Origin of the sequence: uncultured Lentibacter sp. (assembly GCF_937123735.1) — a bacterium.
Classification (GTDB): Bacteria; Pseudomonadota; Alphaproteobacteria; order Rhodobacterales; family Rhodobacteraceae; genus Lentibacter.
Genome location: NZ_CAKZKL010000038.1, coordinates 1 through 13,963, shown reverse-complemented (window position 1 = coordinate 13,963; position 13,963 = coordinate 1). Strand labels below are relative to the sequence as shown.

The 13,963-nt window shown below is 59.4% G+C and carries 12 protein-coding genes; 11 read left to right on the top strand and 1 reads right to left on the bottom strand.

Going from position 1 to position 13,963, the window contains the following annotated elements; all coding sequences use genetic code 11:
• The first annotated feature begins 6 nt into the window (after positions 1-6).
• From edd to Q0478_RS12010, 11 genes are all read left to right on the top strand, one after another.
• Positions 7-1,815: a phosphogluconate dehydratase gene (gene edd, locus Q0478_RS12060; protein ID WP_298679600.1), complete on the top strand. Its 1,809-nt coding sequence runs from the start codon at positions 7-9 to the stop codon at positions 1,813-1,815.
• A 3-nt stretch (positions 1,816-1,818) separates the two neighbouring features.
• Positions 1,819-2,472 (top strand): bifunctional 4-hydroxy-2-oxoglutarate aldolase/2-dehydro-3-deoxy-phosphogluconate aldolase, encoded by a 654-nt coding sequence (eda, locus tag Q0478_RS12055; protein ID WP_298679598.1) that lies wholly within the window; start codon positions 1,819-1,821, stop codon positions 2,470-2,472.
• Complete coding sequence (gene pgi, locus Q0478_RS12050) at positions 2,469-4,076, top strand: glucose-6-phosphate isomerase (protein ID WP_298679596.1); 1,608 nt, start codon at positions 2,469-2,471, stop codon at positions 4,074-4,076. Before eda ends, pgi begins: the two co-directional genes overlap by 4 nt.
• A gap of 157 nt (positions 4,077-4,233) precedes the next feature.
• Positions 4,234-5,241 (top strand): LacI family DNA-binding transcriptional regulator, encoded by a 1,008-nt coding sequence (locus Q0478_RS12045; protein WP_298679594.1) that lies wholly within the window; start codon positions 4,234-4,236, stop codon positions 5,239-5,241.
• Positions 5,242-5,355: 114 nt separating this feature from the next.
• The gene (locus Q0478_RS12040) at positions 5,356-6,660 is read left to right on the top strand and encodes a sugar ABC transporter substrate-binding protein (protein WP_298679592.1); all 1,305 of its coding nucleotides are present in this window, start codon (positions 5,356-5,358) and stop codon (positions 6,658-6,660) included.
• Between the two features lie 113 nt (positions 6,661-6,773).
• Complete coding sequence (locus Q0478_RS12035; RefSeq protein WP_298679590.1) at positions 6,774-7,640, top strand: carbohydrate ABC transporter permease; 867 nt, start codon at positions 6,774-6,776, stop codon at positions 7,638-7,640.
• 10 nt (positions 7,641-7,650) lie between these two features.
• Positions 7,651-8,481 carry a carbohydrate ABC transporter permease gene (locus Q0478_RS12030; protein WP_298679589.1) on the top strand — a complete coding sequence of 277 codons (831 nt, stop codon included), beginning with the start codon at positions 7,651-7,653 and terminating at the stop codon, positions 8,479-8,481.
• A gap of 15 nt (positions 8,482-8,496) precedes the next feature.
• On the top strand, positions 8,497-9,501 hold the full coding sequence (locus Q0478_RS12025; protein ID WP_298679588.1) for an ABC transporter ATP-binding protein: 1,005 nt from the start codon (positions 8,497-8,499) through the stop codon (positions 9,499-9,501).
• Between the two features lie 97 nt (positions 9,502-9,598).
• Positions 9,599-11,104 carry a mannitol dehydrogenase family protein gene (locus Q0478_RS12020; protein WP_298679587.1) on the top strand — a complete coding sequence of 502 codons (1,506 nt, stop codon included), beginning with the start codon at positions 9,599-9,601 and terminating at the stop codon, positions 11,102-11,104.
• 18 nt (positions 11,105-11,122) lie between these two features.
• The gene (locus Q0478_RS12015; protein WP_298679586.1) at positions 11,123-11,734 is read left to right on the top strand and encodes a phosphoribulokinase; all 612 of its coding nucleotides are present in this window, start codon (positions 11,123-11,125) and stop codon (positions 11,732-11,734) included.
• A gap of 213 nt (positions 11,735-11,947) precedes the next feature.
• The gene (locus tag Q0478_RS12010) at positions 11,948-13,141 is read left to right on the top strand and encodes a site-specific integrase (protein WP_298679585.1); all 1,194 of its coding nucleotides are present in this window, start codon (positions 11,948-11,950) and stop codon (positions 13,139-13,141) included.
• A gap of 534 nt (positions 13,142-13,675) precedes the next feature.
• On the opposite strand, the gene Q0478_RS12005 is transcribed toward Q0478_RS12010, so the two are convergent.
• A partial coding sequence (locus Q0478_RS12005) for a hypothetical protein (RefSeq protein ID WP_298679584.1) occupies positions 13,676-13,963 on the bottom strand: 288 nt, incomplete at its 5' end.

Below are 13,963 nucleotides of genomic sequence, written 5' to 3'. Positions count from 1 at the left end.
ACGAAGATGACATTGAATTCAACGATCGAGCGCGTGACAGAGCGGATTATTGCGCGCAGCGAAGGCCCGCGCGGGCAATATCTTGCACAGATGGCTGCCGCGCGCGCCAAGGGCCCTGCGCGGGGCCATCTGTCGTGCAGCGGGCAGGCCCATGCCTATGCCGCCTCGGGCGATGACAAGGGCCGATTGAGCGCAGGCCAGTCTGGCAATCTGGGGATTGTCACGGCCTATAACGACATGCTCTCGGCGCATCAGCCTTTTGAGGGCTACCCCGAGATCATCAAGGCCGCCGTGCGCGAGATAGGCGGGACAGCGCAGGTTGCGGGCGGGGTGCCAGCGATGTGTGACGGGGTGACACAGGGCGAGGCTGGCATGGAGCTTTCGCTGTTTTCGCGCGATGTGATTGCGCTCTCGGCGGCGGTTGCGCTCAGCCACAACACCTTTGATGCGGCTGTCTTTCTCGGGGTCTGTGACAAAATTGTGCCGGGGCTTGTGATTGCGGCGCAGGCCTTCGGACATCTGCCTGCGGTCTTTTTGCCAGCGGGGCCGATGGAAAGCGGGCTCTCCAACGACGAGAAGGCCAAGGTGCGCCAGCAGTTTGCAGCCGGAGAAGTGGGGCGCGAGACGCTCATGGCGGCGGAAATGGCGGCCTATCACGGCCCCGGCACCTGCACCTTTTATGGCACGGCCAACACCAACCAGATGCTCATGGAGTTTATGGGGCTGCATTTGCCGGGGGCAAGCTTTGTCAGCCCGAACACGCCTTTGCGCCAGGCCCTCACGCGCTTTGGCGCGCAAAAGGCCCTGTCGCTGAGCGCTTTGGGGGCCGAGTATACGCCGACCTGCGATATTCTGGACGCGCGCGCCTTTGTGAACGGGATCGTCGGGCTGAACGCCACCGGCGGTTCGACCAACCTGCTCATTCACCTTGTCGCCATGGCCCGCGCCGGCGGGATCATTCTGGATTGGGAAGATTTCTCCGATATTTCCGATGTCACGCCGCTGATGGCGCGGGTCTATCCCAACGGGTTGGCGGATGTGAACCATTTCCACGCTGCGGGGGGGCTCGGCTATATGATCGGGGATCTGCTCAAAGAGGGTTTTTTGCACCCCGAAGTGCAGACCGTCGCGGGCCAAGGGCTTGAGCATTATACCAAAGACCCGGTTTATGCCGATGGGGAGTTGTCCTGGACACAGGGGCCTGCGGCGAGCCTGAACGACCGTATCTTGCGGCCCTCGGCAGACCCGTTTCAGCCCACAGGCGGGCTGAAGCGGATGTCGGGCTCGCTGGGCACGGCGGTTATGAAAGTCTCGGCGGTGGCACCGGAGAACCGTATTGTGGAGGCGCCCGCGCGGGTGTTTTCAGATCAGGCCTCTGTGAAGGCCGCGTTCAAGGCCGGTGAGTTGAACACAGACACCGTTGTGGTCCTGCGCTTTCAGGGGCCAAAGGCCAACGGGATGCCCGAGCTGCACAGCCTGACGCCGCTTTTGTCGATCTTGCAGGGCAAGGGCCACAAGGTGGCACTGGTGACAGACGGGCGGATGTCGGGGGCCTCGGGCAAGGTGCCCGCGGCGATCCATGTCTCGCCCGAAGCTGTGGACAGCGGGCCGATTGCACGGGTGCAGGATGGTGACATGATCCGCGTGGACGGCGCTGCGGGCACGCTGGATATTTTGGCGCCGGACGTGGAGGCGCGCGCGGATGCCAAACCCGAGCTGGCCTCTGCCCAATGGGGCACGGGGCGCGAGCTTTTTGCCATGTTCCGCAACCGAGTCAGCGCTGCCACAGACGGCGCCAGCATTTTTGGAGAGTGACCCATGACCCTATCCCCAAAAGAGGCAAGTGCGCGCACCCGCGAGATTTGTGCGATCGCGCCGATTGTGCCGGTGCTTGTTGTGCAAAACGCAGACAAGGCGCGGGCTTTGGCCGAGGCGCTCGTGGCCGGTGGGCTGCCAGCGCTTGAGGTGACATTGCGCACGCCAGCCGCGCTGGAGGCGATCGCGGCCATGGCCGCAGTGCCAGGTGGACATGTTGGCGCGGGCACGCTGATCACGCCAGAGGATGCGCGCGCGGCCAAGGCCGCCGGAGCAACATTTGGCGTTTCGCCCGGCGCGACAGACGCGCTTCTGGCCGCCTGTGAGGCCGAGGGCCTGCCGCTCTTGCCCGGCGCGGCCACGGCCAGCGAGGCCATGCGGCTTCTGGCGCGGGGCTATGATATGATGAAGTTTTTCCCCGCCGAAGCCTCAGGCGGCGCGCCAGCGCTCAAGGCCATTGGCGCACCTTTGCCCCAGATCAGCTTTTGCCCGACAGGGGGGATAAGCCCGGACAATGCGCCCAGCTATCTCAGCCTGCCCAACGTGCTCTGCGCCGGGGGCAGTTGGGTTGCCCCGCAAGACATGGTGGCCAGAAGCGACTGGGACGGCATCGAGGCGCTGGCGCAAAAAGCCGCCCGGCTTGGTGCGCCGTCATGACAGGGATTTGGGAGCAGCTTGCGGCCAACCGGGCCAACACATCGGGACGCAGGATCGCCGCGCTTCTGGAGGACCCAGCGCGCTTTGAGCAGTTCGCAGTGGACACGGATGGCTTGCTGCTGGACGCGTCCAAAACCAACATTGACCCGGCCGCGCTGGAGCTGTTGCGTGACCTGGCCGAGGCGGCAGGCGTGGTTGAAAAGCGCGCGGCGATGTTTGCGGGAGAGACGATCAACGAAACCGAAGGGCGGGCTGTTTTGCACATGGCGCTGCGCGCGGATGACACTGCGCCGCTTGTGATCGACGGCGCCGATGTGCGCCCCGCCATTGCCCAGACGCTGGCGCGTATGGAAGCCTTTGCCGAGGGTGTGCGCGAGGGCCGTATTGTGGCGCAAAATGGTGCGCGCTTCACGGATGTGATCAATATCGGGATCGGCGGTTCTGACCTTGGACCTGTGATGGCGAGCCAGGCGCTTGCGCCCTATCAGAGCGGGCCTCGCTGCCATTTTATCTCCAATGTCGACGGCGCTCATGCCGCAGATATTTTGCGCGGGCTGGACCCGCAGACGACGCTGGTGATTGTGGCCTCAAAGACCTTCACGACAATTGAAACCATGACCAATGCCGCGACCGTTCTGGACTGGCTGCGCGCGGGCGTGGGGCCAGATATCGGCGCGCATCTGGCGGCGGTCTCTAGCGCGCTTGCGCGCACCGCCGACATGGGCATTGCCCCGGAGCGGGTGTTTGGCTTTGCCGATTGGGTTGGCGGGCGTTACTCTTTGTGGGGACCTGTCGGCTTGCCGATCTTGCTGGCGGTTGGGGCAGAACCGTTTCGCGCCTTTCTGGCCGGTGCGGCGGCGATGGACCGACATTTCTTGCAGGCGCCTACGCTGCGCAATCTGCCCATGTTGCTTGCCTTTGTCGGCATTTGGCACCGCAATATTTGTGGCTATGCCACGCGCGCTGTGCTGCCTTATGATCAGCGCCTCGCGCGGCTGCCGGCCTATCTTCAGCAGCTTGACATGGAGAGCAACGGCAAAAGCGTGGGGCTAAACGGTGCCCCGCTTCCCCGGCAGAGCGGACCCGTGGTTTGGGGCGAAGCGGGCACCAACGGGCAGCACGCCTTTTACCAGCTGTTGCATCAGGGAACAGATGTTGTTCCGGCAGAGTTTCTGATTGCGGCCGAGGGCCATGAGCCTGAACTTGCGCAGCACCACGCGCTTTTGAAGGCCAATTGCCTGGCGCAATCAGAAGCGCTCATGGTGGGGCGCTCTTTTGAGGAAGCCATGCAGATCGCGGCTGCGCAGGGCTTTCAGGGGGCCGAGCAGGAGCGCCAGGCGGCGCAGAGGGTTTTTGCGGGCAACCGCCCCTCTGTGACGCTGGCCTATCACAAGCTGACCCCCTTTGTGCTTGGACAGCTGATTGCGCTTTATGAGCACCGCGTGTTTGTAGAAGGGGTTATCTGGGGGATCAACTCATTTGACCAATGGGGCGTGGAGCTGGGCAAGGAGCTGTCCAATACGCTTTTGCCCATGGTGCAGGGCGCGCCGGCTGTGGGGAAGGATGCCTCGACGCGCGGCCTTCTGGCCAAACTGGCGATCTGACATTTCGCTGCTCAAAAGCTACCGGCTGGCCCGCTCTTTGGAAGACAAGGGAGCGGGCTTGTCTTTTGTGGCAAAGTGATCATATTCAAGATAGCGTTTACTCGCGTAATGTTTTGGATAACTTTCGGGAAAGCATCTCTTGAAGAAGATAAGAAATATGGAAGAATTTGCAGCCGTGAGTGGTATTTCACGCCCCACGCTGTCGAAATATTTCAACGACCCGGAGAGCGTGCGCCAGTCGACGCGGGAAAAGGTCGAGCTGGCGCTCACGCAATATGACTATCGGCCCAATGTCTTTGCCGTGAACCAGAACCGGCGCACGACGCGCAACATTGGGGTGGTGCTGCCCAACCTATCGGATCCGTTTTTCGCCGAAATCGGGCGCAAAGTTGAGCTGGCCTGTATCTCGGCGGGGTATAGCCCCATTTTGATGAGTTCGCACGGAAGCCCCGAGCAGGAGAGCCGCAACCTTGAGGCGTTGCGCTCGCTCAAGCCTGCGGGGGTGTTGCTTGCGCCGTTTGGCCGTGTGTCAGACCGCAGGGACATCGAGAAATTTAGCCAGGATGTGCCGGTTGTCTTGTTTGATGCCAATGTCGAGGGGCTGTGCGAGGCTTTTGTGGGCACCGACAACTTTCAGAGTGTCGATCTGATTGTGGAATATCTGTGCCGCAGCGGCCAGCCGCCTTGCCTTTTTGAGATGAAATCACCGCTCAACCCCAACGCCAACAAGCGCCGTCAGGCCTATCTTGAGAGCATGGGGCAACACGGGTTTGAGGCGCATGTCTATCAGGTGGACGGCGAAGGCTGGGGCTTTGAAGAGATCGGACGCTCCGAAGGCGGGCGGCTGCTCTATGAGGGGCGCTTCAAGACAGACACGATCTTGTGTAGCAACGACAGGCTCGCCATCGGGATGCTTTCGGCGGCCTATAATCTGGGCATCCGTGTGGGCCATGGTGACGGGGCGGCCTTGCGCGTTGCCGGGCATGACGACCACCCGTTTTCACGCTTCACCTCGCCGTCGCTGACCACGATTGCACAGGATTATGCCGCCATCGCGAATCGCGCGGCGAGCACGCTTTTCAACATTCTGGACACCGGCGAGCGCCTCAAGACACGGGAAGAAACGCTTTTTGACGGTTCTCTTGTCATGCGCAACTCGGCGTAAGAGCTTGGGAAAGCGGGTGTTTGCAGATTTTCTTTACGCGCGTTAAAATAATATTGACCCCGCGTTGCAATTTAAACTACCTTCCGTCCATCATCCCGAATTGGAGGACTACGGATGTCTATCAAGACAAAACTTTTTGCAGCCACAGCGCTGTCGCTTGTCAGCGCCAGTGCCTTGACGGCTGAAACGATCACGATCGCCACGGTGAACAACGGCGACATGATCCGTATGCAAGGCTACACCGACAACTTTACGGCCAAGACAGGCCACACTGTCGAGTGGGTTACGCTTGAGGAGAATGTTCTGCGCCAGCGTGTCACGACCGACATCTCGACCAAGGGCGGGACGTTCGATATCATGACGATCGGCATGTATGAAACGCCGATCTGGGGCGCAAACGGCTGGCTTGTTGGCCTCGATGATTTGAGCGCTGACTATGACGCCGCCGACATCCTGCCAGCGATGGCCGGTGGTTTGAGCCATGACGGCACGCTCTATGCTGCCCCGTTCTATGGCGAAAGCTCGATGATCATGTATCGCGCGGACCTGATGGACGCCGCGGGCATGGAAATGCCGGCAGCGCCGACATGGGATTTCATCCGCTCGGCGGCTGCGGCCATGACCGACCGTGACAACGACATCAACGGTATCTGCCTGCGGGGCAAGGCCGGCTGGGGCGAGGGCGGGGCCTTCATCACGGCGATGTCCAACTCTTTTGGCGCGCGCTGGTTTGACATGGACTGGAACGCCCAGTTTGACACCGACGCCTGGGCCAACACGCTCAACTTCTACAAAGGCATGATGGATGAGAGCGGCCCTGCGGGCTATGCGACGAACGGGTTTAACGAAAACCTCTCGCTCTTCCAGCAAGGCAAATGCGGCATGTGGATTGATGCCACCGTTGCGGCATCCTTTGTGACCAACCCCAACGATTCAACTGTTGCAGACAAGGTCGGCTTTGCGCTTGCGCCTGACACGGGCCTTGGCAAACGCTCCAACTGGCTCTGGGCCTGGGCGCTGGCGATCCCGGCTGGCACGCAAAAAGAAGCGGCGGCCAAAGAGTTCATCGAATGGGCGACATCCAAAGACTATATCGAGCTTGTGGCGGCCAACGAAGGCTGGGCCAACGTGCCTCCCGGCGCGCGGACCTCGCTTTATGAGAACCCGGAGTATCAGAAAGTGCCCTTTGCACAGATGACCCTGGACTCGATCCTCTCGGCGGACCCGCAGAACTCGACGGTTGAGCCTTCGCCCTATGTGGGTGTGCAGTTTGCAGCGATCCCCGAGTTTGCGGGCATTGCCACAGAGGTGAGCCAGGAGTTCTCGGCGGCCTATGCTGGCCAGCAGACGGTTGCAGAGGCGCTTGCCAAGGCGCAGGCCATCACCAACGAGGCGATGGAAGCTGCCGGCTACCGCTAACGCCCCAGACCAAAGGGCGGCGCTTTGTGCCGCCCTTACACCCCCCCACCATTCAAAATATGTTATCAACGATCTGAGGCGGTCACAGCCCGCGAACAGAGGAGATATGCCCCATGGCCACTCATCACTCCCGATCAGCAGCGCGCCTTATGATGGCTCCGGCGGTGGTCTTGCTGCTTGGGTGGATGCTCGTTCCCCTGACCATGACGCTCTATTTCTCGTTCAAGAAATACCTGCCACTGCGCGGCGGTGATCTGGGCTGGGTGGGGTTTGACAACTATGTGCGCTTTGTCAGCTCCAGCGCCTTCTGGCCCTCGGTTCTGACCACGCTCACGCTTGTGGGGGGCGTGCTTCTGATCACCGTCGTGCTCGGGGTGGTGCTCGCGATTTTGCTCAACCAGCCGATGTGGGGCCAGGGAATGGTGCGCATTCTGGTGATCGCGCCCTTCTTTGTGATGCCAACGGTCTCGGCGCTGGTTTGGAAGAACATGTTTATGGACCCAAACTATGGCCTTCTGGCGCATCTTTGGGAATTTTTTGGCGCGCAACCTGTGGAATGGCTGAGCCAGGCCTCGCTTCCTTCGATTGTGATGATCGTGTCTTGGCAATGGCTGCCCTTTGCCACGCTCATTCTGCTCACGGCGATCCAGTCATTGGACAGCGAACAGCTTGAGGCCGCGGAGATGGATGGCGCGCCGGCGCACAAGCGCTTTGCCTTTATCACCCTGCCGCATCTGGGGCGGGCGATCACCGTTGTGATCCTGATCCAGACGATTTTCCTGCTCTCGATCTTTGCGGAAATCTTTGTCACCACCGGCGGCGCTTTCGGGACCAAGACGCTGACCTATCTGATCTTCCAGCGGGTGCTGGAAAGCCAGAATGTCGGGCTGGGCTCGGCGGGGGGCGTCTATGCAATCATTCTGGCCAATATCATTGCCATCTTCCTGATGCGCATTGTTGGCAAGAACTTGGCCAAATAAGGAGCGGACCATGGCACGCGCAGTCACGCAGCAACGCAAGATCATCAACACAACCCTCGCCTGGGGTGTGGGCCTGCTGATTTTCTTTCCGATCCTCTGGACAATTCTCACCAGCTTCAAGACCGAGGCGCAGGCGATCGCCGATCCGCCCATCTTTCTCGGGTTTGACTGGACATTGGAGAATTATGCCGCCGTTATGGAGCGCTCCAATTACAGCCGCTTTTTGTGGAATTCGATCATTATTGCCGGTGGCTCGACCCTGCTCGGGATCCTGATTGCGGTGCCGGCGGCCTGGTCGATGGCTTTTGTGCCCTCAAAGCGCACCAAGGATATTCTGCTCTGGATGCTCTCCACCAAGATGCTCCCAGCGGTGGGGGTGCTCTATCCGATCTATCTGATCTGTATCCAGTTTGGCATTCTGGACAGCAAGATCGCCTTGGTGATCATCCTCATGTTGATCAACCTGCCGATCATTGTCTGGATGCTTTACACCTACTTCAAGGAGATCCCCGGAGAGATCCTTGAGGCGGCGCGGATGGATGGGGCCAGCCTCAAGGAAGAGGTGCTCTATGTGCTGACGCCGATGGCCATCCCCGGCATTGCCTCGACCGTTTTGCTGAATGTCATTCTGGCCTGGAACGAGGCCTTCTGGACGCTCAATCTGACGGCGGCCAAAGCCGCGCCGCTGACGGCCTTTATCGCCAGCTATTCTAGCCCGGAGGGGCTGTTTTATGCCAAGCTCAGCGCCGCTTCGACCATGGCCATTGCTCCAATTCTCATCCTCGGCTGGTTCAGCCAGAAACAACTTGTCAGCGGCCTCACCTTTGGCGCTGTGAAATAAGGAAGGACCAGACCAATGGGACATATCAAACTCAGCCAAGTGTCAAAGCGTTTTGGCGAAGTGGAGGTTATTCCGCCCCTTGACCTGACAATTGCAGACGGCGAATTCACCGTGTTTGTCGGCCCCTCGGGCTGTGGCAAGTCAACGCTGCTGCGCCTGATTGCGGGGCTGGAAGATGTCAGCGCCGGACATATCGAGATCGACGGGGCGGACACCACCCATGTGCCCCCCGCCAAGCGCGGCCTGGCCATGGTGTTTCAGTCCTATGCGCTTTATCCGCATATGTCGGTGAAGAAGAACATCGCCTTTCCGATGCGCATGGCCGGGGTGCCGCTTGAGGAGCAGGAGCGCCGTATTTCGGCGGCGGCCGAAGCGCTGAACCTCACCGATTACCTCGATCGCCGCCCCGGGCAGCTCTCGGGCGGGCAGCGCCAGCGCGTGGCGATTGGCCGGGCCATTGTGCGCGAGCCACAGGCCTTTTTGTTTGACGAGCCCTTGTCAAACCTTGATGCCGCTCTGCGGGTCGGGATGCGGATGGAAATTGCCGAACTGCACAAGAAGCTGAAAACCACGATGATCTATGTGACCCATGATCAGGTGGAAGCCATGACCATGGCCGACAAGATCGTGGTGCTGCGCGCCGGTGTGATCGAGCAGGTGGGCAGCCCGCTGGAGCTTTACCATGCGCCCTGCAACGAATTTGTCGCCGGGTTTATCGGCTCGCCCAAGATGAACCTGATCAAGGGTGCCGAGGCGCAAAAGCACGGGGCAGCCACCATAGGAATCCGCCCAGAGCATGTGGATGTCTCCGCGAGCGAAGGGCTCTGGAAAGCCACTGTCGGCGTGGCCGAGCACCTTGGCTCTGACACCTTCCTGCACATTCACGGGGTGCCCGGGTGTGATCCGCTCACCGTGCGTGTGGATGGCGAGCTGCCCGTGAAGCATGGCGACGAAATATTCCTGACACCACAGCTGGAGAAACTGCACAGGTTTGATGCACAGGGGCTGCGGGTGGCGTGACGGCGTGGCTTTTGGGCGGTGATCAGTTGGGCCGTTTTCTGGCCCTCTCTGCGGGCGCTTTGAGGCGCGCAAAAACCTGATTCTTGGACGGTGACGAATGACTGAGCTGATCAAACTCTCCAATGCAACGCTTGGCAGGCTGCCGGTGGCGCATCCGCGCTATGACCGCGCGGCGTTGACACCCGGCATTGTGCATATCGGGGTGGGGAACTTTCACCGCGCCCATCAGGCCTGGTATCTTCACCGCCTGATGCAGGAGGGGCTTGCCCAAGATTGGGCGATCATTGGCGCAGGTGTGCGCCCCTATGACACGGCCATGCGCGAAAAGCTTCTGGCACAAGACTGCCTGACCACCCTCATCCAGCTCGATCCGGCGGAAGTTTCAGCCGAGGTTGTGGGCGCGATGATTGATTACCTGCCCATCGAGGAGGGCAACGCCGCGCTGATTGCGCAGATGGCAGATCGGGCCATTCGCATTGTTGCGCTGACGGTGACGGAAAGTGGCTATTTCATCGACCCACTCACAAAGGGCTTTGATGCGGGCCATGCGGATATCCGGCATGATGCAGCCAACCCTTTGACACCACGCACAGCCTTTGGCGCGATGGTGGCTGCGCTCAAGCGCCGGCGCGACGCCGGATACGGGCCTTTCACCGCCCTGAGCTGTGACAACCTGCAAGGCAATGGCGACATCCTGCGTCAAACGGTGGTTTCGCTGGCGCGCCTGTCTGATCCTGCCTTGGCCGACTGGATTGAAGCCCAGGTAAGCTTTCCCAACTCTATGGTAGACTGTATTGCCCCCGCCACAGGGGCAGGCGAAATGGCCCTGGCACAGGGGTTTGGAATTGCCGATGCCGCCCCCGTGACACACGAGGCCTACCGCCAATGGGTGATGGAAGATGATTTCTGCGCTGGCCGGCCAGAGTGGGACAAAACCGGCGCAACATTCTCAAGCGATGTTCATGCTTACGAGGCCATGAAAATCAGGATTTTGAACGCAGGCCATCAGGTTTTGGCCAATGTCGGCGAAACGCTGGGCCTCAAGACCATTTCAGATTGTATGGCCCACCCGCTGATTGCCGGCATGTTCCGCAAGGTGCAAACCGATGAGATCACGCAGACGGTTGCGCCGGTTCCGGGCATGGCCCCTGCGGCCTATCTTGAGCTGATCGAAACACGCTTTGCCAACCCGCGCATTGTAGACACCACGCGGCGGGTGGCCTTTGACGGCTCGGCCCGTCATCCGGGGTTTGTCTTGCCCATTCTGCGTGATCAGCTCGCGCGGGGGGGCTCTGTTGATGGGCTCGCGCTGGTGGAGGCGCTCTGGGCGCGGATGTGCGCTGGCACGCGCGAAGACGGGAGCCAGATTGCGCCCAATGATCCGCATTGGAGCGCACTTACGCAAGTTGCTCAAAACGCGCGCACCGCGCCAAAGCTCTGGTTGGCCCAGGAAAGCCTTTATGGCAGTCTGGCCGGGGCTGCGCCCTTTGCAAACGCGTTTGAGCATTGGCTGCGGCATCTTTGGGAGGACGGCTGTGAAGCCACATTGCGCAGCTATATGGCCCAAACACCCCTGGCCCAGACACTGGCTCACAACCCGTAAAGCCACGCAAAGGACAACATGGACATAACAAAGCTTCTGGAGCTGATCACCACCCGCGCCAAAGGAAGAATGCGCTGTCTGGTGGCGATTGCCGGGCCACCGGCGAGCGGCAAGACAACCCTTGCCAGCGCGCTTGCCGCCAGGCTGGGGCCCGTGGCGTCTGTTTTGCCCATGGACGGGTTTCACCTTGACAACACCGAGCTGCGCGCGCGGGGGCTGCTGGAGCGCAAAGGCGCGCCGGAAACCTTTGATGCGCAAGGGTTTGCAGAGCTGTTGGCACGGGTGCGCACCGAGCCAGAGCTTCAGTTTCCGACGTTTGACAGGCAAGCCGATTGCACCCGCCCCGATGCGGGCCAACTCAGCGCGCACACCCGCATTGTGCTGGTGGAAGGTAACTACCTGCTCCTGCGCAGCCCCCCTTGGGACAGCCTTGAAACGCTGTTTGACATGACGGTGGCCCTTGAGGTGGCGCGCGACACGCTTGAGCGCCGCCTGCTGGCGCGGTGGCTGCAACACGGGCTATCGCCACAGGATGCCCGGGCCCGCGTCTTGAACAACGATATGAAAAACGCCGATTTTGTCACCCAAAACGCGCGCCCAGCCGAGATCGTTCTGCCACCAAAGCACTGAGCCACCAACCGCGACACCGCAAAAAACCACAGGCCAAAAACCTTTCCGGCAGGATGATGTAACGGGCGCAGGCCAGCACAATTCTTATGCAGACTTCATCATGGCAAAATATCTCTATAAAATTAATTTTATTATAATATGAAATATTCTGCTTGAAGTTTCAATTTGGGACATAATAATGATTCGCCAATACCCATAAGAGGCGAGCAAATCATGTGGACAGCATCAAAACTTAAAAACATTCAGGTCCCGAACGGTAAGAAAAAACTTACCCTGACCGACCCTCAAACCAGAGGACTGGTCTTTGAAGTGAGGCCTGCGGGGCGGTCGTTCTATCTGCGTTATACCTTTGAGGGACGGCAACGAACACTCCCGCTTGGCCCCTTCCCCGCGCTCAGCATCGGCGACGCCCGCAAGCGTGCCGAAGCGTTCAAACGCCAGATTTTCCTGGGAAATGACCCGCTGGAAGAAAAACACGACAAAATGCAAAGCCCCACGATCAAAGCGTTTTTTGACACGGTCTATATGCCCTATAGCCAAAACGAGCACCGGGACATTTACGGCAACAAGAGCCTGTTCCAGCATCATATCGCACCACGGTTTGGCGCCAAGCGGATGAATGCCATCAGCCGTCTGATGGTCCAAAACTGGAGCGGCAGCCTGTTGGCGCGCGGCTATGCGCCAGCGTTCATCAACCGGATCCTGATCTTATTTGGCAACCTGTATACGCTTGCCAACGAGCTTGAGCTGGAAGGCGTTCCCGCACGGGCCGATTTGAGAATTAAGCTGCTGAAGGTTGTGCAAAAGCACACAACCCATCTTTCGTCGGCAGAGGTGCAGCGCCTTGCCGAGGCTCTTGAAGACAGCCGCAACCTGTTTTTGAAGTATATTATCAGCTTCATGCTGATGACCGGCGCACGGCGCTCTGAAGCGCTCAACGCCAAGTGGGCCCATATCAACCACAGCAGCAAGACATGGCTGGTGCCCTTAGCCAAGTCAGGGCAGCCTCGGCATATCTACCTGTCAGACTCAGCCCTTGCTGTGCTTGCACGGCTGAAAAGCGAGCCCTTCTTTGACAGGCAGACCCCCTATCTCTTTGCCAACCCCAAGACAGGTCTGCCCTATCGCTGTGTGTTCAACGCCTGGAACAACGTGCGCACCGCAGCTGGCCTGCCAAATCTGCGCCTGCATGATTTGCGGCATTCCTATGCCTCGACATTGGTCAACAACGGGGTCTCTTTGTATGACGTGCAAAAGCTGCTTGGGCACAGCAGTATCAAAACAACCCAACGCTATGCGCATCTTTCATCAGAACGCCTGTTCCAAAGCGCCGCCGTGGCCGACGACACCTACGGCAAAGCCCTTGGTTTGAAAACGCCAAATACCCCCCCGCGCGTGACGAGGTGAGCAGAGCGCAATAGAATACGGTAATACCCGGAGCTACGCAGGAGCGATATTATAAAAGGTTCGGGTTCTTATAATGCGTCAGGTGTTTTATCTCTGGACGGGTTCGCGATTATATCGACGCCCCAAAACGCGCTGCATTTAACCGCCGCTTTGCCACCTCAAAAACCCCGTTCCGCAACTATACCGCAAGCCCAAACCGCTCGATCCACCAGTAAAGGGCAGCACTGCTGGCCCAATACCCAATAAACACTGGCCACTTCGCCACAAACCACCAAAGCCACCCCCCACAAACTGACCGCAAAAAGCCCCCCAAGTTTCCTTGGGGGGCTTAGCTAGCTCTCTGGAAAAGAGGGCCTATGCTTAGATCACAAAGCTGTCTGCTGAGAATGCAGCTGCTAGATCAGTTACATTTGTAATTGACGTTAGATTAAACAATACGGCCGCTTCTGTAAGGCCGCCATCGACACCCATATCGTTGTCCGTTGCAGCATCGCGGGCTACAAGAGATGCATCACAACTTGATGAATATTGGTATCATCTGAGGATCAAGGACAGTGAGCTACCGGCCCAGCACATTTCCTCGCCAGCCGGCGTGATCCGGCCCTCGAACGGCACACCAGCCATCTTCTTTTGAAGACGCAAGTGTTCTGCAATGCAGCGAAACAGCAGCCACGATAAAACGCCTGACGCAATCGCAGCCACTGCTGTAACGATACCGACCGAGGTAAAGCTAAGTATCTGAAAGGTGGCAACCACGCCTGCAAAGATGAGGAGATAGATTGCGGCAATGTCCGCCTTCGTTTCGAGAGGCATACCAATTCG